We start from the raw sequence: 24,289 nt of genomic DNA on the forward strand, positions 1-24,289 counted from the left end.
GGCTGCTGAGTCTCCCTGGATAGGCGGGAGCCGACGTGCTACGTTCGCTGGCGGTCAGGGGTGCCGGCTCGTGGGGGAAGGTCGGTGGAAACAGCGGCGGGATTAGGCGAGTTCGGGCGAGTGCCGGGAAGGGACCTGCTGTTCCGTCTGACGGAGGCACTGTGCGCCCTGAGCTGCCTGGAGGACCAGGCGGGGCGCGCCTTCTTCGCGGGCGTCCTCTCGGAGCACCTCGACGTGCACGTCGATCTGCGGGGAACCAAGCAGCGCGAGGACGTCATCGCCCTGGTGCGTACGGCGTTGAACGTGCCGTCCGGCGCATGGGTGCTGGCCGATGTCGTGCGCCTCTTCGAAGGAGCATCGGCCGCCGCCGCAATCGAGCAGCTGATCCATGACGGGGCGGGCGCACCCGCCGATCTCCCGCCGCCCCTTCCAGGCCCCCTGACCCGGCAGGACGTCGATTCCGCCCTGGCCCTCCTGGACGCCGTCGAGGGAAAGCTGTCCGCGGCCGGACTGCGTGACGGCCTGGCCGGCGAACTGCACGTCGACCTGCCTCCCCATCTCTCACCCACCCGGCTCTTCGCCTATGTCGCCGACCTCAACGTCCAGCCGGACGGCATGCCGCCCGCCGTGCTCCTGGTGGAACACGCCGCCGAGCTGATCCGTGCGGAGGAGTGGCGACGGGCCCTGTCCTCCTGGGCCGTGGCCTGGGCCGAGCGGACCGGCCTGCGCACCGCACTCGAACGACGCCGCGCCGACCGGGCGGAGACCGAGCCCGACCCGGCCATTCCCAGATGCCTGGTCGTGGCCGTCGAACCGGCGGATGACGGCTCCGGAGACATCGTCGTCCGCCCCTGGCTGAACACCGTCCCCGGTCACTGGCACCCCCAGCCCGCCGATCCCGAGACGACCAGCCTCGACAGACTCGGGAGCGCCGTCGAACGCGCGCTGCGGCAGGTCCTCCGGCTCGCCTCGCCCCAGCGCGACAGCGTGTCCGGCGCGTCGCAACCCCTGGCGCCCTATGTGGAGTTCGTGCTCCCGTACGAGTTGCTCAACCACAACGTCGCCGGTCTGACCGTGCAGTCGGGGGACGGAAAGCCGCTGCCACTGGGCCTCAGGTACGGCGTGCACCTGCGCAGCCTGGAACGGATGCGCAGCAACGACGTCCTGGTGAGGGCCCAGTGGCAGGAACGGTGGAGCGCCCTGCAGAACCGGGGCATCGCGGTCCACGGCTGGCGGGCGTCCGACGCCGACGGGCTGGACGAGTGGCAGGCCGCCCTGGCCGCGGAGCCCGGCCGCACGGCCGCCGTCCTCGACGCCCCCGACGGAGGTCCGGCCACGGAGGCGCTCAAGGCGGCCATCGCCGAGGGGATCGGGCTCGCCGTCTGGGACCGCAGAGGTGAGTTCCTGGACGAACGCCGGGAAGTGGTGACGGCCGTGTTCGCCGCCGTCCAGCAGCCGGCGCGCCTTCCGGCCGTGATCCACCAGCTGAGACGGACGGCGGAACTGCATGCGGCCGGCCCCCTGCTGCTCGGCAGGCACATCGCCTTCTTCTGGGACGACCCGAACCGGCTGGTCGACATCCAGACCGCCGCCGACTACGGACCCGCCCACCACGTCGGGCCCCCGGTCGGCCGGGGCACCATCGACAGCGAGGAGACACCGGTATGAGCGGGCCGGAAACCGCGGACGGACGCGACTGGCGGGTCTTTCGTGCCACCGGCGCGGCCCCGAGCGGACCGCCTCCCCAACTGCTGCCGGCCCCACCGTGGCGCCGCTTCCGCGGTGGCCCCGCGCAACCCGCGCCACCCCACGACGAGCAGGCCGCGCTGCGCCGACTCGGCGAGGTCGACGCGGTGCCGCAGCTCGACGGGGACAGCATCGACGTCGTCAACGCCGCTCTGCTGCTGCGCCGCCCCCTGCTCGTCACCGGAGCGCCGGGCGTGGGAAAGTCGACACTCGCCCACCTCGTGTCCCGTGAACTCGGGCTGGGGCGTGTCCTGGAGTGGAACATCGTCAGCCGCACCACCCTGCGCGACGGGTTGTACGCCCATGACGCGCTGGGCCGCGCCCAGGCCATCGCCGCGTGGCGGGCCGGCCTGCGTCCGCACGGAACGACCGGCGCCGACGACCGGGACGAGGAGGAGCCGCTGCCGCCCGCCCTCGGTGACTTCATCACCCTGGGCCCCCTGGGCACCGCTCTGCTTCCCTATGACCGCCCCCGCGTCCTGCTCGTCGACGAACTCGACAAGAGCGACATCGACCTGCCCAACGACCTGCTGCACGTCCTGGAGAACGGCAGTTACGAGATCCCCGAGCTGGTGCGGGACGCGGCGGACGGCGCACGCGTCCGCACCAGCGACCCGGGATGTTCCGCCCAGCTGCGGCAAGGCCGGGTGGAATGCCGGGAGTTCCCGGTCGTGGTCATCACCAGCAACGGGGAACGGGAGTTCCCCGCGGCCTTCCGCAGGCGCTGTCTCCCCCTCGAAATGCGCACACCCACCCGGGAGCAGCTGCTCGCCATCGTCGACAGCCACCTCAGGGTGCGACCGCCCGACGCGGAAGCCCTGGTCGACCTGTTCACCAGGCAGGTCGAGGAGGGCGGGACACACTCGCTGGACCAGCTCCTCAACGCCGTCCAGATGACCACCGCGGGCGCCTTCCCCGCCGACGCGAGCGGACGCAAGCTCCTGGACATGCTCCTGCGTGACCTCGCGAAGGGTCGCTGAATGAAGGAGAAGGGACCGCCCGCCGGCGACCGGCCGCAGTCCGTTCCGCACTGGCAGGAGCTGGCCGACGCCGTCTGGCTGGGCGCCCACTGGATCCGCGCAGGTCGCCCCACCACGACGGACGGCGCGCAGCCGGCCGTCGAGGACGGGACGGACGGCCCCGCGCCACGCACCGTTCCCGACCGGCCGCCCGAGGAGCAGCCGGAGCAGCCGGGCGGGGGCGGCCCCGCCCCGGACCCGCTGTTCTCGCCCGACCCGGACGGCACGGCCCGGGTGCATCTGGGGCTGCCCAGAATGCACCGACCGGGACCCGGAGGGCGAGGGCCGGACGGACGCTCTGCGGGACTGGCCCGCGCCCTGCACCGGCTGGTACGCCGTGTGCCGTCACGTGACGCCGTACAGCTGGACGAGGAGCGCACGGCCGAACGGGGGGTCTTCGACGAGCTGTGGATGCCGTGGTTCCGGCCCTCCGACGCCACCGCGTTCGATCTGGTCGTCCTCGTCGACGACGGTCCCACCATGGCCGTCTGGGCCGATGAGACGGCCGGCCTCCGTGCCGCCGCAGAACACAGCGGCGCCTTCCGCGCCGTGCGCACCGCCAGGGTGGCCGTACCGCTCACGGGGGAGGCGCGGCTGCGATGGGGCGACGCCCGGGCCACCGTGTCCCCCGGGGAGATCCTCAACGGCAGGGGAGACCGGGTCTTCCTCCTCGTCACGGACGGCTTGGGCCACGGCTGGACCGGATCCGCCGCCGACCGCCTTCTCGGCCGTCTGGGCCGGGCCGGTCCCACGGCCCTCGTGCATCTGCTGCCGCCCCATCTGCGCCACCGGTCCTCGCTCCACCCCTACCCGGCCGTCCTGGAGGCCGGCGGCTTCGGCGCCGCCGACACCGGACTCGTGCACCGGGCGCCGCCCGGCGGGCCCGACCCGCTGCGGCCCCTGCCCGACGCGGGCGGCGGCAGCCTGCCCGTGCCCGTGCTGTCCCTCAAACCCGGCTCCCTCGCCGCCTGGGCCGACCTCGTGACCGGCGAACGCGGAGTACGCCGTGTCCTGCCGGTCGTCCTGGCGGGCACCCTCACCAAGGGCGAGCCCGCACCCGGCCTGCGCGCCCCCGGCTCGAGACGGGCCGCGGTCACCGCCGTACACCGCTTCCTGACCCTCGCCACTCCGGCCGCGCGCCGACTCGCCACGCAACTGGCCGTCATTCCCCTGGAGTTCGACCTCGTGACCCAGCTCCAGCAGCGGGTCATGCCGGAGACCGGTGCCGAGCACCTCGCCGAGATCCTGATGGGCGGGCTCATCGACTGGCGCGGCGACGACGGACCGCCCGACTTCGCCGACGGAGTCCGCGAGGCACTGCTCGCCACCACAACCCGCACCCAACTCGCCCGCACGGTCGGCATCGTGGGAGAGCTGCCCGCCGCGGGCGAGCGGGGCGTCGCGCTGCGTGCCGCCCTGCGCAACCCGGCGGGGGCCACCCTGCCCGACCCGGCCGAGCGGGGCTGGGTGAGCAGCGAGCTGGCGGTGCTGCGCGCCCTCTCCGGACCCTATTCCGAACGCGCCGGCCGCATCGAGACGGACCGCGGAGGGGATGTCTCCGCCGACCGGCCGGGCGCGCTGAACCCGACGCCGGTCGCGGCGAGGGTTCCCGAGGCATCAGCGGTCGACGCGGCAACGCGTTCCGACCTGACCGAGCGAGCGATGGGGGCAAGGCCGGGCATGAAAAGCACGTCGGCGGGAACGCCTGCCCTCCTGGTGAACGTTCCCTTGCGGAACAGCTCTTTCGTGGGCCGTCAGGAGCTGCTCAGGGTCGTGGACGAACAGCTGGCCGCTCAGGACACGGCCGCCGTACTGCCGCACGCGCTGCACGGACTGGGCGGTGTCGGCAAGTCCCAGCTCGTCCTGGAGTACGTCTACCGGCACCAGCACGACTACACGGTGATCTGCTGGATCCCCGCGGAGCGCGAGAGCCTCGTCCTGGCCGCACTGGCGAGCCTGGCGGCGCACCTGGGCCTCGTTCCGTCGGAGCGCGACGAAGGGGCACCCGCCGCGGACACGGCCGTCCCGGCCGTGCTGGAGGCACTGCGCATCGGTGAGCCGTACGCCGACTGGCTGCTGGTCTTCGACAACGCCGAGGACGTCGCGGCGGTGCGCAAGTACTTCCCGGCCAACGGGCCGGGGAAGATCATCGTCACCTCCCGCAACCGTGACTGGGAGCGGGTGGCCACCCCGCTGCCGGTGAACGTCTTCGAGCGGGAGGAGTCCGTGGAACTGCTCCAGAGGCGCTCACCCGACCTGTCGGCAGAGGACGCGGACCGGCTCGCGGAGGCCCTCGGCGACCTTCCCCTCGGTGTGGAGCAGGCCGGTACGTGGCACGCCGTCACGGGCATGCCGGTCGACGAGTACCTCGGCCTGCTCGCCCAGCGCAGCCCGGACATCCTCGACCTGGATCCGGCCCCCGACTATCCGGTCTCCGTCGCCGCCGCCTGGGACATCTCCCTGGAGCGACTGCGGGAGAGCAACCCCGGCGCCCGCCAGCTCCTCGACATCTGCGCCTCCCTGGCCCCCGAGCCCATCCCCAGGACGGTGCTGCGCGGGAGCCGCGGGGTCAGCATCACACCCGAGATCGACCCCCTGCTGCGCGATCCGATCAGGCTGAACCGCGCGGTCCGCGACCTCAGTCAGTTCTCCCTGGTCAAGGTCGATCCGCGGTCCGACACCCTGCAGATGCACCGCCTGCTGCAGACCGTGCTCCTGGCCAAGCTGGGGCGCGAGGAGCGTGAGCGGAGGCGGGACGCCGCGCACCAGCTGTTGTCGGCGGCCAAGCCGGGGCCGTTCGCCTCCGCCACGGAGTGGCGCGACTACCAGGCCCTGCTGCCGCACGTACTGGCGTCGCAGGCGGTGACCAGCACCGACAACTGGGTGCGTGATCTCGTCCAGGACACGGTGTGGTTCCTGTACTACTGGGGCGACCAGGCGGGCGCCGCGAGCCTCGCGCGACAGGCCCACCGGGCCTGGCTCGCGGCCTCCGGGGAGGAGGACATCCACGTCATCCGGGTGTCGAGGAGCCTGTCGTTCGTGCTGCGCCAGATCGGACAGGTCGCCGAGTCGATCCCCCTCAGCGAGGAGGCGCTCGAGGCGTCGCGCCGGATCGACGCCGAGCCGGAGGACATGATCGACTCCTTGTGCGAGCTGGCGGACGCCCGCCGCTACCAGGGCCGGTTCCAGGAGGCGCGGGAGCTGAGCGAGGAGGCCACCGAGCTGGCCCGGTCCCTGTTCGGCCCCGACGACCCCATCACTCTGCGCGCAACGCACAGCTGGGGTGTGGATCTGCGGCAGTGCGGACTGTTCAGGGAGGCGCTGCCCCTGGACCAGGAGACCGCACGGATGCGCGAGCTCCTGCTGGGCCCCGCCAACTTCCTCACCCTCAACAGCCTCAACGCCCTCGCCATCGACATGCTGGAAGCCGGCGACTACCCGGGCGCGCACGAGTTCCAGGAGGACGTCCACCGCAGGGCGCGCGCCGCGCTCGGCGCGGAGAACCCGCTCACCCTGCGCATCGACCGCACCCTCGCCGTCTGCCGGCGCCGCGCCGGAGCCATCGCCGAGGCCGCCAGGCTCTCGGAGGCGACACTGCGGCGCACCGTCGCCCGGTTCGGGGCGGAGCACTTCGACTCGCTGTCGACGTCGGTCAACGTGTCCGTCGACCGACGCCTGTCCGGGGATCTCGAGGGCTCCCGCCAACTGGCCGAGACCACCTTGCGACGGTACGAGCAGCGGCTGGGCGGCGGTCACGCCCACACCCTGCTGACCAAGGCCAATCTGGCCGCCACCCTGCGTGCGCTCGGTTCCTTCGACGCCGCCCGGGAGTTGGAGGACGACGCGGCCCGCACGCTCCGCGAGACACTGGGCCCCGGCAACGTCACCATGCTGACCGTCGCCGTCGGCCAGGCGAACACGGCGTACGCGCGCCTGGACTTCGAGCGCGCGCACGAGATCGACGGGGCGAGTCTGCCACTGCTCGCCGAGGCGGCGGGCGAGCAGCACCCGTTGACCCTGTGCTGCACCGCGAATCTCTCCCTCGACCTGCGGGGTCTGGGCCGCGGGGCGGAGGCGGACGAACTGCAGCGCACCGCAGTGACGCACCTGGCCCGTGTGGTCCGTGCCGACCACCCCTGGCTCCTGGCGGCGCGCCGGCGACGGCGCATCGAGTGCGACCTGGCCCCCACACCGCTCTAGACCACGGACCGCTCCCGGCACATCACCCACCTCGCCCACGAAGGAGAGGCTGCATGTCCACGGTTGTCCTCATCCACGGAACCGGCGTGCGCCGGCCGGGCTTCTCGGCGCTGACCGGACGCGTCGGCGCCGGGCTCACCGCACTGCGCGACGGACTGCGGATCGTGCCCTACTACTGGGGAGGCACGCACGGGGCCACGCTGGCCGCCGGCGGGGCGAGCCTGCCGGCACCGGGCGCGGCCCGCGCACTCACCGAGGCCCCGGCCGCAGCGGACGCCGACGACGGCACGACCGCTGCCTGGGCCGCCCTGTATGCCGACCCCTACGCCGAACTCGCCCTGGCCGCCGCCCGAGCGGCGCCCGGCACCGAGCGCCCGCCCGGCTTCGTACCGCCGGAGCAGCACCTCCAGGCACGCCTGGCCGCGCTTGCCGCCCGGGGCGACGCACCCGCCACCGAGCTGGGCCCCGGGCTGGCCCACGCCGCCACCGACCTGGCCGCCCATCCGCTGCTGGCATCCGCCGCCGAGGCCCTCGACGCGGACGGCCTCGCGGCCCTCGCCGCCCGCAGCCTGGTCGCCCGTGTCATCGCCGACGCCCTCGACGGCGATGCACCGTTCATCCCGGTCGGCGACACCCGGGACGCGGTCGCCGACCGGCTCGCCGAGGCCCTCGGCGCTCCGCCGCGCGGCACCGGACGCGGACTGCGCTCGCGGCTGCTGCGGGCCGCGGGCTCCGCCGCCTCCCGGGCCGTCGTGCGCCGCCGGCGCGCCCTCACCGAGGCCGCCCACCCCGCCGCCGGGGACGTGCTGCGCTACCTCAGCCGCGGCGCCGCGTTCCGCGCCGACCTGCATGCCCTCGTCTCGGGGCTCGAACCCCCGGTGACCCTGATCGGCCACAGCCTCGGCGGAATCATCGCCCTCGACACCCTCGTCGGCAGCGAACTGCCCCAGGTCCGGCTGCTGGTCACGGTGGGCTCCCAGGGACCGTTCCTCTACGAGTCCGGTTCCCTGCCCTCCCTCGTCCACCCCGAACCGCTGCCAGCCCACGTACCGGACTGGCTCAACCTGTACGACCGGCGCGACCTTCTCGGCTACCTGGGGGCCGGGCTCTTTCCCGGCCGGGTCACCGACGTCGCCGTCGACAACCGGCAGCCGTTCCCCGCCGCGCACAGCGCCTACTGGACCAACCCCGAGGTGTACCGGCTCATCGCGGAGCGCCTGCCATGAGCGGGCCGGCGGACTCCTCGGCTCCCCGCGTCGATCCTGCCCGGGTGCATGCCCTGATCGTCGGCATCGAGGCCTACGAGGCAGGCGTCGGCTGGGACCTGCCAGGGCCCGCGCGGGACGCCGTGGCCTTCCACCGGCTGCTGCGTGCCGCCGGAGTGCCCGAGCCGCAACTGCGCCTCCATCTCGCGCCGTTGCCCCCCTATGTGCCGGACGTCGGGCACCGCCCCGCCGATCACGCCACACTGCGCCGCGTCCTGGTACGCGACCTGCCACAGGCCGCGGGTGACTTCCTGTGCGTGTGGTGGGGAGGACACGGCGTCCTGGACCGGGCCGCCGGGCACACCCGGCTGTTCTGCGCCGATGCCACGACGCACGACAAGGTCTCCATCGACCTGGAGTCCGCACTCGCCCGTTACGCCGGTGACGCCGTCCCCGGGTTCACCGAACAACTGTGGATCGTGGACGCCTGCGAGACGTTCGAGGAGGCTCTCGGCTTCCGGGATCCGCTGCCGTCCGAGGCACTGCCCGCCGGGCGGCGCACTCTCGCCCACCGGCAGACACTGCTGCGTGCGGCGGGCCGGGGCCGGCAGGCGGTCAACGACCCCGTACGGGCGACCGGCCTCTTCTCGGACGTGCTCCTCGGCCTCCTCACCGGACACTCCTCGGTCCTGTCCGCCCTCCTCGACCCCGAGGAACTGTTCACCTCCGTCCGGGACCGGATCGCTGAACTGCGTGAGGCCGGACGCACCCTCCAGCAGCCCGAGATGCAGCTGCGCGCTCCCGGGCGCACGGAGGTGCTGGCCGCGGACGAGGAACGTGTGCCCGAGGAGCGTCCGGCGTCCGCGCTGCGCCGTGCCGTGGAGGCGTTGCTCGCCTACCCGTCGATGAGCGACCCCCTCGAACGGCAGGCCGTCGTCACGGCGTTGGGACCGGAGCTGGCCGGAACACTGCCGCGGCACAGCAGGGCCCGCACCGATGCCGTCGGCATCCTCACCGCGCTGGCCCGCCAGCATCCCGATGCGCTGTGGGAGCTGTACGAGGCCGTACTGTCGGTCGACGGCCACCCCGGGCGGCGTGCGGAACTGGGGGCGGCACTGCGGGAACTGGCGCACTCGCGCGGGACGGGCGAGAACGCCGCTCGCCATGTGCGATGATCTGGCCGTCGCCTGACGTCGGACAGGCCCCCAGTGCCTCGTGCGCCGGCATGACAACAAAGGGGGAGACACCTTGGAGCAGCCGACCGCCCAGTTCAACGCCGACCCCCACGAGCCGGCCCCCGCCGCGGGCGCCGGTGTGTGGGAGTCGGACCTCGCGGACGTCGCGGCGCTGCCCCTGACGTTCGTGGAGGGTCTCGCCCCGCTTCCGCCCGACGCCCGCCTGCTCAAGGAGGTTCTGAGGGCACGCGGCGGTATGAGGGGCGGGGGCGAGGGCGGCGGCGCCGCACGGGCCGAGTAGCCGCCGCGACCGTACCGGTGCGGGGGCTGCGACGAGGGTCGCGCGCCCGCATTCCCCCAACGCCCGCCCCCGTGTCCGGAGGTCCCGTCCATGACCGGCGAGCAGCCCATGGCTCCCCTCTGCATGCCTGAGCGGCTCTTCGCGGAGCTGGCCGCCGGCGGCGGCTCGGCGCAGGCCGTCGCCTTCCTGGAACGGGGGGAGCGGGCACGCCGACTGCTGCTCCTGAGAACGCTGCTGGACCGCATCGAGCAGCTGCCCACGCCACTGACGCCGCCGGATGCGGCCTGGCGCGCCCTCAAGCAGGCGGCACAGCGGGCGCCTGAAGCGGTCGACCGGCTGCTGCTCGCCCCGGCGACCGGCGGCTGGATGGCCCATGTACTGCGCCGCCTGCACGGCACAGCGTCGGGGCCGCCGCTGTGGGCGGAGGCGGGCCACCTGTGCGCCCTGGCCGTCTCGGCGTCCCTGGGGGCAGGCACGGTCACGGATCTGGCCGTCCCCCTGACCGACGGCGGTCTTTCCCTCCCCGGCCTGGGACTGGCCCGGCTCCCGGACGCCGCAGCCGGGCTGACGGTCGGCCGGGCGCGTACCCGCCGGGGCGTCCTGAACCTCAGCGGACCCGGACGGGACGGCACCAGGGCGTCCCTGACGATCCGTCCGGCGACGACACCCGTGGGAGAGCCGGTGATCCTGCCGGAACCCGGCGCGGGTGGCCGGGGCGTCTGCTGGCTCCCCCTGCGCACCCTGACCCTCCACTCTCCCACCGGGCCGGTCGCCATCCCCCTCGACGACCTCGACCCCTACCGCGACCTCGACGACCCGCTGCCACCGGCCCGGCTGGACGACGCGGAGGCCGGGGAGTGGCAGCGGCTGTTCCAGGAGGCCTGCGCGCTGCTCGCCGCACCGGGCGGTGCCGGACCCGGGCGGCTCGACCCGGCCGCCGTCCGCGCTGTCGTGCCCTGGGGCCGCACCGCCGCCGTGCCCCCCGCTCCGCCGGCCGTCCGGGTCTCCGCCTCCAGCGGCGACGCATACGGCGCCATGGTGATCGCACGTCCTGCCACCGCGCTGCCCCTCGCCGAGACCCTCGTGCACGAGTTCCAGCACAGCAAGCTCGCCGCCCTCCTCCACCTCTTCCCCCTGCTCGACGACGACCGCGAGGAGCGCTATTACGCCCCGTGGCGGTCCGACCCCCGGCACCTCACCGGACTGCTGCACGGCGCCTACGCGTTCACGGGTGTCGCCGGCTTCTGGCGGGACCGGCTGGCCGGGGCCCGGGAGGACCGGGCGGCCGAGGAGGCCGGCTACCACTTCGCCCTGCGCCGGCTGCAGAGCCGGCTCGTGGTGCGCACCCTGCTGGCCACCGGCCGGCTCACCGCCGAGGGGCGCGCCCTCGTGTCGGGGCTCGCGGGCACCCTGGACGGCTGGCTGCGCGAGTCCGTGCCGCCGGCCGCCCTCACCCGTGCCCGCACCGCCGCCGCACTGCACCGCACGGAGTGGCGGCTGCGCAACGTCGCCCCGTCCGATCCGTCGGCACCGGCCGGCCTCCGGTTCCGCTCCGACCGCGGCTTCTGGCCGGACCTGCGCACCCACGCCTTCGCCACCCGCCCCACGACCCCGCGCACCGCCGACGAACACCTCGCCGCCGGCGATCCGGCCATCGCGCTCGACCGCTACGCCGACGCCCTCGCCGACGACCCGGCCGAACCCCACGCCCTGGCCGGATGGATCGTCGCCCGCGCCGCCCTGGCCCCCGGCCGTGCCACCCGCCGCGAGCTGGCCCGCCCGGAACTGTCACACCCGCGACCCGGTGGCTGAGCACGGCCCCCTCGCCGCCTGCGCCGAGGAGGTGCCGGCGGCCACGGCCGGACGTCGTCGGATTCACCACCGCTTTTATGCAGAACGTCTCCTCTCTCGCGCTCACCCGTGAACTCATGTACAGACAGCCGGAGTTGACGGTGGTCTTCGGCAGCAGCAACTGCGACGGGGCCGATGGGGCACGCCGGGCGGTGGCCCTGCCCCCACGCATGCGGCGCCGGCCGGTGTCCTGCACCGCGATCCGACCGTCCCGACCGTCACCGGAGGAGCACTTCTCGTCGTAGGGACGAAAACAGGAGGGGTCGGAAACGGTCGACAAGGGCGTGAAGACGGGCGGGTGCGGCCAGGATGGAGGCATGGCATACCACGTCGACTCCGAGGCCGGGCGGCTGCGCCGCGTGATCCTGCACCGGCCCGACCTCGAGCTCAAGAGGCTCACCCCCAGCAACAAGGACGCCCTGCTCTTCGACGACGTGCTGTGGGTGCGCCGGGCGCGCGCCGAGCACGACGGGTTCGCCGACGTCCTGCGCGACCGCGGGGTCGCCGTCCACCTCTTCGGTGACCTGCTCGCCGAGACCCTGGAGTTCCCCGAGGCGCGCGCCCTCGTCCTCGACCGGGTCTTCCACGAGAAGGAGTACGGCCCCCTCGCCACCGACCACCTGCGCGCCGCCTTCGACTCCCTGCCCGCATGCGAGCTGGCCGAGGCGCTGGTGGGCGGCATGACCAAGCGGGAGTTCCTCCAGGCGCACGCGGAGCCGACCTCCGTCCGCTTCCATGTGATGGACCTCGACGACTTCCTCCTCGCCCCCCTGCCCAACCACCTCTTCACCCGCGACACCTCCGCCTGGGTCTACGACGGGGTCGCGATCAACGCCATGCGACTGCCCGCACGGCAGCGCGAGACCGTCCACTTCGAGGCGATCTACCGCCACCACCCGCTGTTCCGCGACGGGACGTTCAACATCTGGTCCCAGGGGCAGGCCGACCACCCCTCCACCATCGAGGGCGGCGACGTCCTGGTGATCGGCAACGGTGCCGTCCTCGTCGGCATGAGCGAGCGCACCACCCCACAGGCCGTGGAGATGCTGGCGTACAAGCTGTTCGCGGCGGGCTCGGCGCGCACCATCGTCGCGCTGGACATGCCCAAGCGGCGGGCGTTCATGCACCTCGACACCGTGATGACCATGGTCGACGGCGACACCTTCACCCAGTACGCGGGGCTCGGCATGCTGCGCTCGTACACCATCGAGCCGGGGGTCGGCGAGAAGGAGCTGAAGGTCACCGACCATCCGCCGGAGCACATGCACCGCGCGATCGCCGCCGCCCTCGGCCTCGGCGAGATCCGGGTGCTGACCGCCACCCAGGACGTGCACGCCGCCGAGCGGGAGCAGTGGGACGACGGCTGCAACGTGCTCGCCGTCGAGCCGGGGGTGGTGGTCGCCTACGAGCGCAACTCGACCACCAACACCCATCTGCGCAAACAGGGCATCGAGGTGATCGAGATCCCGGGCAGCGAGCTGGGCCGGGGCCGGGGCGGGCCGCGCTGCATGAGCTGTCCCGTGGAGCGTGACGCTGTATAGAAATGTGGATGGTCGTATAGACTTCCAGTGTCATCCGTAGTCGTACGTCTGGAGCGCCCCCATGGCGACCGTCCCGTCCGCCCTCGCCGGGCGCCACTTCCTCAAGGAGCTGGACTTCACCGAGGCGGAGTTCCGCGGCCTGGTCGAGCTGGCGGCCGAGCTGAAGGCGGCCAAGAAGGCGGGGAGCGAGACGCAGTACCTGCGCGGCCGGAACATCGCGCTGATCTTCGAGAAGACCTCGACGCGCACCCGTTGCGCGTTCGAGGTCGCCGCCGCCGACCAGGGCGCGCACACGACCTACCTGGATCCGTCCGGCTCGCAGATCGGCCACAAGGAGTCCGTGAGGGACACCGCGCGGGTGCTGGGCCGGATGTACGACGGCATCGAGTACCGCGGGGACAGCCAGGCCAAGGTCGAGGAGCTGGCGGCGTACGCAGGCGTGCCCGTCTACAACGGCCTCACCGACGGCTGGCACCCCACCCAGATGCTCGCCGACGTGCTCACCATGACCGAGCACAGCGCCGGGCCGCTGAACGAGATCAGCTTCGCCTACCTCGGGGACGCCCGCTTCAACATGGGCAACTCCTACCTGGTCACCGGCGCCCTGCTCGGCATGGACGTGCGGATCGTCGCGCCCAAGGCCTACTGGCCCGCCCAGGAGATCGTCGACCGCGCCCAGGAGCTGGCCGCCTCCAGCGGCGCCCGGATCACCCTCACCGAGGACATCGCCGAGGGCGTCTCGGGCGCCGGCTTCGTCGCCACCGACGTCTGGGTCTCCATGGGCGAGCCCAAGGAGGTCTGGGCCGAGCGGATCAAGGCGCTTGCGCCGTACGCCGTGACCATGGACGTGCTGCGCGCCAGCGGAAACCCGGACGTGAAGTTCCTGCACTGCCTGCCCGCCTTCCACGACCTCGGCACCGCGGTCGGCCGTGAGGTCCACGAGACCTACGGCCTGGACTCGCTCGAGGTCACCGACGAGGTCTTCGAGTCGGCGCACTCGATCGTCTTCGACGAGGCGGAGAACCGGATGCACACCATCAAGGCGGTGCTGGTCGCCACACTCGCCCGCTGATCCTGGTCCACCGTCCCGACCAGGCCTTATCCTGACCGGCGGCCCGGAACTACCCCTTCCGGCGCCGTCGCCGCGACCGAACACCCCCGGTCGCCCGCACCACCCAGAAACGAGCACCACCCGCAATGCCCGCTCCCCGCATCAAGTCCCCGCACCTGCTCGTCGCCGAATCCGGCGCCGACCGCGAGGGCCACGGCCTCAAGCGCACGATGGGCCTCTTCCAGCTCATCTGCTTCGGCGTCGGCGCCATCGTCGGCACCGGCATCTTCGTCGGCCTCTCCGACTCCGTCGCCCAGGCCGGTCCGGCCGTCGTCGTCTCGTTCGTCCTCGCCGCGATCACCTGCGTCTTCACCGCCTTCTCCTTCGCGGAGCTGGGCGGCGCGATCCCGGTCTCCGGCTCCTCGTACTCCTTCGCCTACGCCGGCTTCGGCGAGTCCACCGCCTTCCTGGTCGGCTGGTGCCTGCTGCTGGAGTACGGCATCTCCATCTCGGCCGTCGCCGTCGGCTGGAGCCAGTACGTCAACGAACTGCTGCACAGCCTCACCGGCATCCAGCTCCCGGCCGCCCTGTCCGCCGGGCCCGGCGACGGCAGGATCGTCAACCTCCCCGCCGTGATCGTCATCGCCATGGCCTCACTGCTGCTGGTGCGCGGCGTGCGCGAGAGCGCCCGGGCGACGGCCGCCATGGCCGCGGTCAAGCTCGTCATCCTGCTGGCCTTCTGCGTGATCGGCTACAGCGCCTTCAAGCACGGCAACCTCACCCCGTTCTCCCCGGCCGGCCTCGGCGGCATCGGCGCGGGCACCACCGCCGCCTTCTTCTCCTACATCGGCTTCGACGCGATCACCACCGCCGGCGAGGAGGCGAAGAACCCCCGCCGGGACATCCCGGTCGCGATCATGGTCTGCATGGGCATCGTGACCCTGCTGTACTGCGCGGTCGCGCTCGCCGCGATCGGCGCCATCGGCGGCAGGCAGGTCGCCGGCCGCCCCGCGGCCCTCTCCTACGTCGTCAACGAGGTCACCGGCTCGACCGTCGGCGGCGGCGTGATCGCCTTCGGCGCGGTCGTCGCCATCGCCTCGGTCGTCCTCGCGGTGATGTACGGCCAGACCCGCATCCTGATGTCGATGTCCCGGGACGGCCTGATCCCGCGCGTCTTCGAGAAGGTCAACCCGAAGACCTCCACGCCGGTCGCGGGCACGCTGATCGTCGCGGTCGTCTTCGCGCTCCCGGCGGCCTTCGCCTCCCTCGACGCCGTGATGAACCTGTGCACCATCGGCACGCTCGCCATCATGGCCGTCGTCAACATCGCGGTGATCGCCCTGCGCCGCCGCGAGCCGGGCCTCACCCGCAGCTTCCGGGTGCCGCTCTACCCGGTGGGCCCGCTGCTCGGCGTCGCCTTCTGCCTGTACCTGATGTACGAGACCGGCTGGCAGACGTGGGTCCAGTTCGCCGTGTTCCTCGCGGTGGGCCTGGTCCTCTATCTCGCCTACGGCCGCCGGCACTCCACGCTGGCGCGGACGGCCGTCCCCGAGGTCACGCCGAGCGCCGCCGCTGAGCGGGAACCACAGGCAGTCTGAACCACACCGCCTTGCCCGACGGGGTGGGGCGGTGACCGCAGGACGAGCTGAGGGCGCGGATCAGCAGCAGCCCGCGCCCGCCCTCCTGCCAGACGTCGGGCTCCTCGATCACCGGCCGGGTCAGATGGCCGGGCGGCGCCGGGTCCGGGTCGTGGACCTCGACCTGGCAGCCGCTCGGCAACAGCTCCACCACCAGCTCGATCGGGCCGCGCCCGGCGGTGTGCTCCACCGCGTTGGCCACCAGCTCCGCCGTGAGCAGTTCCGCGGTGTCGCTGTCGGCCTGGTGCTCCACCTCCGCCAGGGCCGTGCGCACCAGGGCACGGGCCACGGGCACCGCCGCGGCGGTGTGCGGCAGCGCGATGCGCCAGGAGGCCGGTCCGGTGGGGCGTTCGTGCAAGGCGAGTCCGTTCATGGAGCAGGCTGTCCTGCTTTCGACTGTAGGAATGGTACGGGCCCGGCCACGGGGACCGTCGGCGGGCTTCGCCCGGGACCTTCGGCCCCGGTACCGGGCGGCTTACCCCGGCGAACGGCCCGCCTCGCCCGCCGGTGCCCACTGTTACGGCTCTGTCGAGGACCGGTGACGCACGTGACCGGAATCGGCCGAACGGCAGGACCCTGTCGCGCACTCGTGACGACAGTCACAAAGAAGTGATAACTTCATGGGACAGCGCAACGTACGGCACCGCCGCCCTAGGAGGCCGCACGTCATGAGTCCCTTCACCGGCTCCGCCGCCCGCACCTGCGACTGGGAGCATCTGCGCCTCCAGCTCGCCGACGGCGTCGCCACCGTGACCCTCGACCGTCCCGCAAAGCTCAACGCGCTCACCTTCGGCGCCTACGCCGACCTGCGCGACCTGCTGGCCGAGCTGTCCCGGGAGCGCGCCGTACGCGCCCTGGTGCTGGCCGGCGAGGGGCGTGGCTTCTGCTCCGGCGGCGACGTCGACGAGATCATCGGCGCCACCCTCGGCATGGACACCGCCCGGCTGCTCGACTTCAACCGGATGACCGGCCAGGTGGTACGGGCGATCAGGGAGTGCCCCTTCCCCGTGATCGCCGCGGTGCACGGAGTGGCGGCCGGCGCGGGAGCGGTCCTCGCCCTCGCGGCCGACTTCCGCGTCGCGGACCCGACCGCACGCTTCGCCTTCCTCTTCACCCGCGTCGGCCTGTCCGGCGGCGACATGGGCGCGGCCTACCTGCTGCCCCGCGTCGTCGGACTCGGCCACGCCACCCGGCTGCTCATGCTGGGCGAACCGGTCCGGGCACCCGAGGCCGAGCGCATCGGCCTGATCAGCGAGCTGACGGACGAGGGCCGGGCCGACGAGGCGGCGCATGCGCTGGCCCGCCGCCTGGCCGACGGCCCGGCACTGGCGTACGCCCAGACGAAGGCGCTGCTGACGGCCGAGCTGGACATGCCCCTCGCGGCCGCGGTCGAGCTGGACGCCTCGACCCAGGCGTTGCTGATGAACGGCGAGGACTACGCCGAGTTCCACGCGGCCTTCACGGAGAAGCGCCCGCCGAAGTGGCGGGGGAGGTGAGCCGCCATGCGGGTGGCGATCATCGGCGGCGGCCCCGGTGGCCTGTACGCGGCGGCACTCCTCAAGCGGCTCGGTCCCAGCCGTGACGTCACCGTCTGGGAACGCAACGCCCCGGAGGAGACCTTCGGCTTCGGAGTCGTCCTCTCCGACGAGACCCTAGGCGGCATCGAACACGCCGATCCCGTGGTCTACGAGGCCCTGCAACGCGACTTCGTCCGCTGGGACGACATCGACATCGTGCGCCGAGGCGTACAACACCGCTCCGGAGGGCACGGGTTCGCCGCACTGGGCAGGCGGCGGCTCCTGGCGATCCTGCACGACCGCTGCCGGTCCCTGGGCGTGGACCTGAGGTTCTCCGCCGAGGCCCCCCACCCGGACACGCTCTCCGCCGAGTACGACCTCGTCATCGCCGCCGACGGGGTCAACAGCGCCACCCGCGCCGCCTTCGCCGATGTGTTCGGCCCGCGGGTGACGACACACCGCTGCCGCTACATCTGGCTCGCCGCGGACTTCGCCTTCGACGCCTTCCGCTTCGAGATCGCCGAGACCGAACACGGCGTGATGCAGCTGCACGGCTACCCGTACGCCCACCCGTCTCCCGACCACCACCCCTCAACGAGGCCCTCCGGGCCACGGAATCAATCCGGCGCCTCCACCGTGATCGTCGAGATGCGCGAGGAGGTGTGGCGGGCGGCGGGATTCGACGAACTCGACACCCACGAATCCATCGAGCGCTGCGCCAAGATCTTCGGGGAAGCGCTGCGCGGCCGCCCCCTGCGCTCCAACAACTCGGCGTGGACCACCTTCCGCACGGTGGTCAACGACCGCTGGTCCCACGGGAACGTCGTCCTCCTCGGCGACGCCGCCCACACCGCCCACTTCTCCATCGGCTCCGGCACCAAGCTCGCCGTCGAGGACGCGCTGGCCCTGGCCGCCTGCCTGCGGGAACAGCCGGACGTGCCCCGCGCGTTGGCGGCCTACGAGGAGGAGCGCAAACCCGTCGTCGCCTCCACCCAGCGGGCCGCCCGGGCGAGCCTGGAGTGGTTCGAGAACCTGGGGCTGTACCTCGACCAGCCGCCCCGCCGGTTCGCCTTCAACCTGCTCACCCGCAGCCGTCGCGTCACCCACGACAACCTCCGGCTGCGCGACGCCCGCTTCACCGAGGCGGTCGAGCGCGAGTTCGGCTGCCCGCCCGGCACACCCCCGATGTTCACCCCCTTCCGGCTGCGCGGCCTGACCCTGCGCAACCGGGTCGTGGTGTCGCCGATGGACATGTACTCCGCCACCGACGGCGTGCCCGGCGACTTCCACCTGGTCCATCTCGGCGCCCGCGCCCTCGGCGGGGCCGGTCTGGTCATGACCGAGATGGTGTGCGTGAGCGAGGAGGGCCGCATCACACCGGGCTGCACCGGCCTCTACAGCGGCCGGCAGGCCGAGGCATGGCGGCGCGTCACCGACTTCGTGCACACGCAGGCGCCCGGCGCCGCGATCGGCGTGCAGCTCGGGCACTCCGGCCGCAAGGGGTCCACGAAGCTGATGTGGGAGGGCATGGACGAGCCGCTGCCGCGGGGCAACTGGCCACTCGTCGCCGCCTCCCCGCTGCCGTACAAGGCGGGCAGCCAGACGCCTCGGCAGCTCACCCGCGCCCAACTCACCGACATCCGCGAGCAGTTCACCGCGGCCGCCTGGCGGGCCGCGCGGGCCGGCTTCGACCTGCTCGAACTGCACTGCGCCCACGGCTACCTCCTCTCCGGCTTCCTCTCCCCGCTCACCAACCGGCGCACCGACGCCTACGGCGGCTCGCCGGAGCGACGGCTGAGGTTCCCGCTGGAGGTCTTCGACGCCGTACGCGCGGTGTGGCCGGCGGAGCGGCCCATGACGGTCCGCATCTCGGCCACGGACTGGGCCGAGGGCGGTACCACCGCCGAGGACGCGGTGGAGATCGCCCGCGCCTTCGCCGCGCACGGGGCCGACGCGATCGACGTCTCCACCGGGCAGGTCGTCGCCGAGGAGCGGCCGGAGTTCGGGCGGTCGTACCAGACGCCGTTCGCCGACCGCATCCGGCACGAGGTGGGCGTCCCGGTGATCGCGGTCGGCGCGATCTCCTCCTGGGACGACGTCAACTCCCTGATCCTGGCCGGGCGTACGGACCTGTGCGCACTGGGGCGTCCGCACCTGTACGACCCGCACTGGACCCTGCACGCGGCGTCCGAGCAGGGGTACGAAGGCCCCGGTGCCGCCTGGCCGGCGCCCTACCGGGCGGGCGGCCGCCGTCCGCAGACCGGCCGCACGGACGCCCCGAAGCCGCGGTTGACCCTCGGCGGATGACGGTCGGTGCCGTCTGCTGTACTCGACTCGTGGGGGCAGTGGGACGAACGGAGACGTCATGGGCGTGTCGCACGAGTACTTCCTCGCCGGTGGCCGGGGCACGGCGGTGGATCAGGTCATCGGACCGGACGGTGAGCGGCTGGGCGTGGACGGGCTCGATGTGGGGGGCATCGACCCCCACCTGGCGCTGGATCGGCTGATCGCCTTCGCGACGGGCACACCGCCCGCCCGCGGGACCAAGCCGGAGCCGGTCTGGCCCGACCCGGACGAGGTGCCGCATTCCGACGGCGGGGCGTTCCTCGAGGAACTGCCCGACGCCTGGCGGGACGCGCTCGCCGACGTGGTCGAGGACGCGGTGCCGATGCTCGCGCTCCAGGCGTGCGACATGGACGACGCACACTTCGCCGACTACCTGCACGCCGAGGACAGCATCCGCAGGTTCGTCGGCCTGGCCCACCGCGCCCGGACGGAAGGAGCACACCTGTACTGCCTGACCTCGCTGTGAGCCGACGCCGCCTCACGCCCCCGCGAACTCCGCCCCCGCGTCCCGCAGCCGCTCGTGCAGCGTGCGGAAGACCTCCGCCGAGCGCACGCCCGGCCAGCCCGTGGGGAGCAGATGCGCGGGCAGGCCGGGATCGGTGTACGGCAGGTGGCGCCAGGAGTCGAGGGCGAGGAGGTAGTCGCGGTAGGCCTCCTCGGGCGGGGTGGCCGGACGGCGTTCCCAGGCGCGCAGCACCGGGCCGTGCGCGTCCAGGAAGCGCTCGTGCTCCTTGGCGATCGCGGCCAGGTCCCACCAGCGGGCGACCGCCTCGGCCGTCGGCGCGAAGCCCAGGTGCTCGCCGCGGAACAGGTCCACGTACGGGTCCAGGTGCAGTCGGCACAGGGTGTGCCGCGTCTCCTCGTGGAGCCGGGCCGGGGCGATCCACACGCCGGGTGCGGCGGTGCCGAAGCCCAGGCCCGCCAGCCGGGAGCGCAGCACATGCCGCTTCTGCCGCTCCGACTCGGGCACCGAGAACACCGCGAGCACCCAGCCCTCGTCCCGCGGTGGTGCGCCGGCGTAGATCCGGCGGTCGCCGTCCTCCAGCAACTGCCGTGCCTCCGACGAGAGTTCGTACCCGGCCGCGCCGGACTCCGTGCGGGCCGGCAGCAGCAGACCGCGCCGTTTGAGCCGGGACACCGAGGAGCGGACGGAGGGCGCGTCCACGCCGACCGCGGCCAGGAGCCGGATCAGCTCGGCGACGGGCACCGGGCCGGGCATGAAGCGGCCGTACGCGCCGTAGAGCGTGACGATGAGGGACCTGGGGGCGTGCTGCTCGGACACGTTGATCATTTTAGGTCGTCCGCATCACTGCCGGTCACCTTCGGTGCGCAGCCGGAAGCGCTGCAGCTTGCCGGTGGCGGTGCGCGGGAGCGCGTCGAGGAAGACGAACTCCCGCGGGCACTTGTACGGTGCCAGTTCGGACCTGACGAACGCGCGCAGGGCCTCCGGGTCGCGCCGGGCGCCCTCGCGCAGCACGGTGTAGGCGACCACCACCTGTCCGCGGGCCTCGTCCGGCCGGCCCACGACGGCCGTCTCCACCACGTCCGGGTGCCGCAGCAGCGCGTCCTCCACCTCCGGCCCGGCGATGTTGTACCCGGCGGAGATGATCATGTCGTCGGCGCGGGCCACATAGCGGAACCAGCCGTCGGGCTCCCGGACATAGGTGTCACCGGTGATGTTCCAGCCGTCGCGCACATAGGCGCGCTGGCGGGGGTCGGCGAGGTAGCGGCAGCCGACCGGGCCGCGCACGGCGAGCAGACCGGGCTCGCCGTCCGGCACCGGCGTGCCGTGCGCGTCCTGCACCCGCGCCTGCCAGCCCGGCACCGGCACACCCGTGGTGCCCGGCCTGATCCGCTCGTCGGCCGCGGAGACGAAGATGTGCAGCAACTCGGTCGCGCCGATGCCGTTGATGAGGCGCAGGCCGGTGCGCTCGTGCCAGGCCCGCCAGGTGGCCGCGGGCAGGTTCTCGCCGGCCGACACACAGCGCCGCAGCGAGGTGACGTCGTACCCGTCGAGCCGCTCCAGCATGGCGCGGTAGGCGGTCGGGGCGGTGAACAGGACGGAGACGCGGTGCCCGGCGATCGCGGGGAGCAACTGGCGGGGGCCCGCCTGTTCCAGGAGCAGGGAGCTGGCGCCGGCCCGCATCGGGAAGACGACCAGCCCGCCCAGGCCGAAGGTGAAGCCGAGCGGGGGGCTGCCGGTGAAGACGTCGTCCGCGCGGGGGCGCAGCACATGCTTCGAGAAGGTGTCCGCGATCGCCAGCACGTCCCGGTGGAAGTGCATGCACCCTTTCGGACGGCCCGTGGTGCCCGAGGTGAACGCGATCAGGGCCACGTCGTCGGCCGCGGTGTCGACCGCCGGGTACGGCGTGCCGGGCCCGGGGCGGTGCAGGAGGTCGTCGGGACCGTCACCGCCGTACGTCGTGATCCGCAGCCCGGGTATGTCGGCCTTCGCCAGGTCAGCCACCGACCGGATGTCGCACAGCGCGTGCCGGACCAGGGCGATCTCGCACATCGTGGCCAGCTCGTGCGGGCGCTGCCGGTCCAGCACGGTGACGGCCACCGCGCCCGCCTTCAGCACGGCCAGCCAGCAGGCGGCGAGCCAGGGCGTGGTGGGGCCGCGCAGCAGCACCCGGTTGCCGGGGACCACGCCGAGGTCGCCGGTGAGCACGTGCGCGATCCGGTCCACGTGCGTGCGCAGTTCGCCGTACGTCCAGGTGGGGCCGTCCTGGGTGTGGAAGACCGGGTGGTCCGCCCCGGCGTGGTCGAGGAGTTCGGCGGCGCAGTTCAGCCGGTCGGGGTACTGCAGCTCCGGCAGGTCGAACCGCAGCTCGGGCCACTCGTCCGGCGGCGGCAGATGGTCGCGCGCGAAGGTGTCGACGTGGGCCGAGCGATGCATGGCGGTTCGCCCCCTTGCCGTGACAGACGTCCGGACGGGCTTCCTGGTGCGCTTGCAGTTGGAGCGTATCGTGTTGGTGACGGCAGTCAACTGTGCGCGATAACCTCGGTCCGGTGGCCACCACGGCCCGACTCGGAGGGAGGACCGGCAGTGCCCGCATTCTCGCTCGAACCGGAGCAGACCGCCTGGTGTGCCGAGCTGCGCACGACGGCCGCGCAGCGGCTGCGGCCGCTCGCCGACAAGGGCGAGCCCGGACACGTCAACCGGCCGCTCCTCGCCGAGCTCGGCCAACTGGGTCTCCTGGCCCGGCTGTTCGGCTCCGGCGCCCTCGACCTGTGCCTGATGCGGGAGTCCCTCGCCCAGTCCTGCACCGAGGCCGAGACCGCGCTCGCCCTGCAGGGCCTGGGCGCCCACCCGGTGCACGCCCACGGCAGCCCCGCCCAGCGCGAGCGCTGGCTGCCCCGGGTCTCCGACGGCAGCGCGGTCGCCGCCTTCGCGCTGAGCGAGCCGGGGGCCGGCTCGGACGCGGCCGCGCTGTCCCTGGCGGCCGAGCCCGAGGGCGCCGGCCGCTGGCGGCTCACCGGTGCCAAGCGCTGGATCTCCAACGCCCCCGAGGCCGACTTCTACACCGTCTTCGCCCGCACCACGCCCGGCGCCGGAGCCCGCGGTGTGACCGCCTTCCTCGTCCCCGCCGACCGGCCCGGGCTCACCGGCACCCCGCTGGACATGCTCTCGCCGCACCCCATCGGCGCCCTGGACTTCGACGCCGTGCCGGTCACCGCGGACGACGTGCTCGGCGAGCCCGACCGGGGCTTCGCCGTCGCCATGGGCACCCTCAACCTCTTCCGTCCCAGCGTCGGCGCCTTCGCGGTCGGCATGGCCCGGGCCGCGCTCGACGCCACCCTCGAACACACCCGCCGCCGCGAGGCCTTCGGCGGCCGGCTGATGGACCTGCAGACCGTCTCCCACCAGGTCGCCGAGATGGCCCTGCGCACGGAGGCGGCCCGGCTGATGGTCTATGCGGCGGCCACGGCGTACGACGAGGGTGCCGCCGACGTCCCGAAGCGCGCCGCGATGGCCAAGCTGCTCGCCACCGAGACCGCGCAGTACGTCGTCGACACCGCCGTCCAGCTGCACGGCGCCCGCGCCCTGCGCCGCGGCCACCTCCTCGAACACCTCTACCGCGAGGTGCGCGCCCCGCGCATCTACGAGGGCGCAAGCGAGGTCCAGCGGGCCATCATCGCCAAGGAGTTGTACGCGACGACGCAGGAGGGACCCCGGTGACGACCGAGCGCGTCAACCCGCCCGAGCTGTCCCCGCCCACGGGCTTCTCGCACGCCGTCGTCGCCTGCGGTTCGCGCGTGGTGTTCCTCGCGGGCCAGACCGCCCTCGACGCCGACGGCAAGGTCACCGGGGCCACGCTCCCCGAGCAGTTCGAGCGGGCCCTCGGGAACCTCCTCGCCGCCCTGCGCGCGGCCGGCGGCACCCCCGCCGACCTCGCCCGGGTCACCGTCTACGCCACGGACGTCGCCGCGTACCGCGCCCACGCCGGCCGGCTCGGCCGCATCTGGCGGGACCTGGCGGGCCGGGACTACCCGGCGATGGCCGTCGTACAGGTCGTACGTCTGTGGGACGAGCAGGCCATGGTGGAGCTGGACGGGTTCGCGGTGCTGCCGTAGGTCCTGTCGTCACCTTCCGGGGGAGGCCGACGGTTCCATGACGCGCCACCGATGGGGTGACGGTCACGCCCGACGGCCCGGCAGACCGGTACCAGTGGAACCCCCAATTCCGTGGATCCGGA

Annotated in this window: 18 protein-coding genes; 15 read left to right on the forward strand and 3 right to left on the reverse strand. The window is 73.2% G+C overall.

Going from position 1 to position 24,289, the window contains the following annotated elements; genetic code table 11:
* Positions 1 to 120 precede the first annotated feature (120 nt).
* From ACFYZB_RS27880 to ACFYZB_RS27925, 10 genes are all read left to right on the forward strand, one after another.
* Positions 121 to 1,668: a hypothetical protein gene (locus ACFYZB_RS27880; protein WP_388763387.1), complete on the forward strand. Its 1,548-nt coding sequence runs from the start codon at positions 121 to 123 to the stop codon at positions 1,666 to 1,668.
* Positions 1,665 to 2,726 carry an AAA family ATPase gene (locus ACFYZB_RS27885; protein WP_388763388.1) on the forward strand — a complete coding sequence of 354 codons (1,062 nt, stop codon included), beginning with the start codon at positions 1,665 to 1,667 and terminating at the stop codon, positions 2,724 to 2,726. Before ACFYZB_RS27880 ends, ACFYZB_RS27885 begins: the two co-directional genes overlap by 4 nt.
* On the forward strand, positions 2,727 to 6,965 hold the full coding sequence (gene fxsT, locus ACFYZB_RS27890) for an FxSxx-COOH system tetratricopeptide repeat protein (protein ID WP_388763390.1): 4,239 nt from the start codon (positions 2,727 to 2,729) through the stop codon (positions 6,963 to 6,965).
* A 53-nt stretch (positions 6,966 to 7,018) separates the two neighbouring features.
* The gene (locus ACFYZB_RS27895; RefSeq protein WP_388763391.1) at positions 7,019 to 8,191 is read left to right on the forward strand and encodes a hypothetical protein; all 1,173 of its coding nucleotides are present in this window, start codon (positions 7,019 to 7,021) and stop codon (positions 8,189 to 8,191) included.
* Complete coding sequence (locus tag ACFYZB_RS27900) at positions 8,188 to 9,345, forward strand: caspase family protein (protein ID WP_388763393.1); 1,158 nt, start codon at positions 8,188 to 8,190, stop codon at positions 9,343 to 9,345. Before ACFYZB_RS27895 ends, ACFYZB_RS27900 begins: the two co-directional genes overlap by 4 nt.
* 73 nt (positions 9,346 to 9,418) lie before the next feature.
* The gene (locus tag ACFYZB_RS27905) at positions 9,419 to 9,646 is read left to right on the forward strand and encodes a hypothetical protein (protein WP_388763394.1); all 228 of its coding nucleotides are present in this window, start codon (positions 9,419 to 9,421) and stop codon (positions 9,644 to 9,646) included.
* A 90-nt stretch (positions 9,647 to 9,736) separates the two neighbouring features.
* On the forward strand, positions 9,737 to 11,458 hold the full coding sequence (locus ACFYZB_RS27910; RefSeq protein ID WP_388763396.1) for an HEXXH motif domain-containing protein: 1,722 nt from the start codon (positions 9,737 to 9,739) through the stop codon (positions 11,456 to 11,458).
* A 356-nt stretch (positions 11,459 to 11,814) separates the two neighbouring features.
* Positions 11,815 to 13,038 carry an arginine deiminase gene (locus ACFYZB_RS27915; protein WP_388763397.1) on the forward strand — a complete coding sequence of 408 codons (1,224 nt, stop codon included), beginning with the start codon at positions 11,815 to 11,817 and terminating at the stop codon, positions 13,036 to 13,038.
* Positions 13,039 to 13,099: 61 nt separating this feature from the next.
* Positions 13,100 to 14,110 carry an ornithine carbamoyltransferase gene (gene argF, locus ACFYZB_RS27920; protein ID WP_388763398.1) on the forward strand — a complete coding sequence of 337 codons (1,011 nt, stop codon included), beginning with the start codon at positions 13,100 to 13,102 and terminating at the stop codon, positions 14,108 to 14,110.
* Positions 14,111 to 14,235: 125 nt separating this feature from the next.
* Complete coding sequence (locus ACFYZB_RS27925; protein WP_388763399.1) at positions 14,236 to 15,687, forward strand: amino acid permease; 1,452 nt, start codon at positions 14,236 to 14,238, stop codon at positions 15,685 to 15,687.
* On the opposite strand, the gene ACFYZB_RS27930 is transcribed toward ACFYZB_RS27925, so the two are convergent.
* Complete coding sequence (locus tag ACFYZB_RS27930; protein ID WP_351210966.1) at positions 15,644 to 16,099, reverse strand: ATP-binding protein; 456 nt, start codon at positions 16,097 to 16,099, stop codon at positions 15,644 to 15,646. The two genes, ACFYZB_RS27925 and ACFYZB_RS27930, sit on opposite strands and share 44 nt — an antisense overlap.
* Before the next feature lie 295 nt (positions 16,100 to 16,394).
* Here ACFYZB_RS27930 and ACFYZB_RS27935 point away from each other — a divergent pair, with 295 nt between their 5' ends.
* From ACFYZB_RS27935 to ACFYZB_RS27945, 3 genes are read left to right on the forward strand one after another with little or no spacing between them, the layout of a single operon-like run.
* Positions 16,395 to 17,222 (forward strand): enoyl-CoA hydratase family protein, encoded by an 828-nt coding sequence (locus tag ACFYZB_RS27935; protein WP_388763401.1) that lies wholly within the window; start codon positions 16,395 to 16,397, stop codon positions 17,220 to 17,222.
* 6 nt (positions 17,223 to 17,228) lie between these two features.
* On the forward strand, positions 17,229 to 19,550 hold the full coding sequence (locus ACFYZB_RS27940; RefSeq protein ID WP_388763402.1) for a bifunctional salicylyl-CoA 5-hydroxylase/oxidoreductase: 2,322 nt from the start codon (positions 17,229 to 17,231) through the stop codon (positions 19,548 to 19,550).
* Between the two features lie 58 nt (positions 19,551 to 19,608).
* Complete coding sequence (locus ACFYZB_RS27945) at positions 19,609 to 20,055, forward strand: hypothetical protein (RefSeq protein WP_388763403.1); 447 nt, start codon at positions 19,609 to 19,611, stop codon at positions 20,053 to 20,055.
* Between the two features lie 12 nt (positions 20,056 to 20,067).
* Here the strand turns inward: ACFYZB_RS27945 and ACFYZB_RS27950 are convergent, their stop codons facing one another.
* Together ACFYZB_RS27950 and ACFYZB_RS27955 are read right to left on the reverse strand one after the other, a co-directional pair.
* Positions 20,068 to 20,880, reverse strand: coding sequence for a PaaX family transcriptional regulator C-terminal domain-containing protein (locus tag ACFYZB_RS27950; RefSeq protein WP_388763404.1), 813 nt, complete (start codon positions 20,878 to 20,880; stop codon positions 20,068 to 20,070).
* Between the two features lie 15 nt (positions 20,881 to 20,895).
* Positions 20,896 to 22,488, reverse strand: coding sequence for an AMP-binding protein (locus ACFYZB_RS27955; protein ID WP_388763406.1), 1,593 nt, complete (start codon positions 22,486 to 22,488; stop codon positions 20,896 to 20,898).
* 150 nt (positions 22,489 to 22,638) lie between these two features.
* On the opposite strand from ACFYZB_RS27955, the gene ACFYZB_RS27960 reads away from it, so the two are divergent.
* Positions 22,639 to 23,772 carry an acyl-CoA dehydrogenase family protein gene (locus ACFYZB_RS27960; protein WP_388763408.1) on the forward strand — a complete coding sequence of 378 codons (1,134 nt, stop codon included), beginning with the start codon at positions 22,639 to 22,641 and terminating at the stop codon, positions 23,770 to 23,772.
* Entirely contained in the window at positions 23,769 to 24,167 is a 399-nt protein-coding gene (locus tag ACFYZB_RS27965; protein WP_351210981.1) for a RidA family protein, read from the forward strand. The genes ACFYZB_RS27960 and ACFYZB_RS27965 overlap by 4 nt, the downstream gene beginning before the upstream one ends.
* The last annotated feature ends 122 nt before the right edge of the window (positions 24,168 to 24,289 follow it).

The organism is Streptomyces sp. NPDC001852 (genome assembly GCF_042891825.1).
GTDB lineage: Bacteria > Actinomycetota > Actinomycetes > Streptomycetales > Streptomycetaceae > Streptomyces.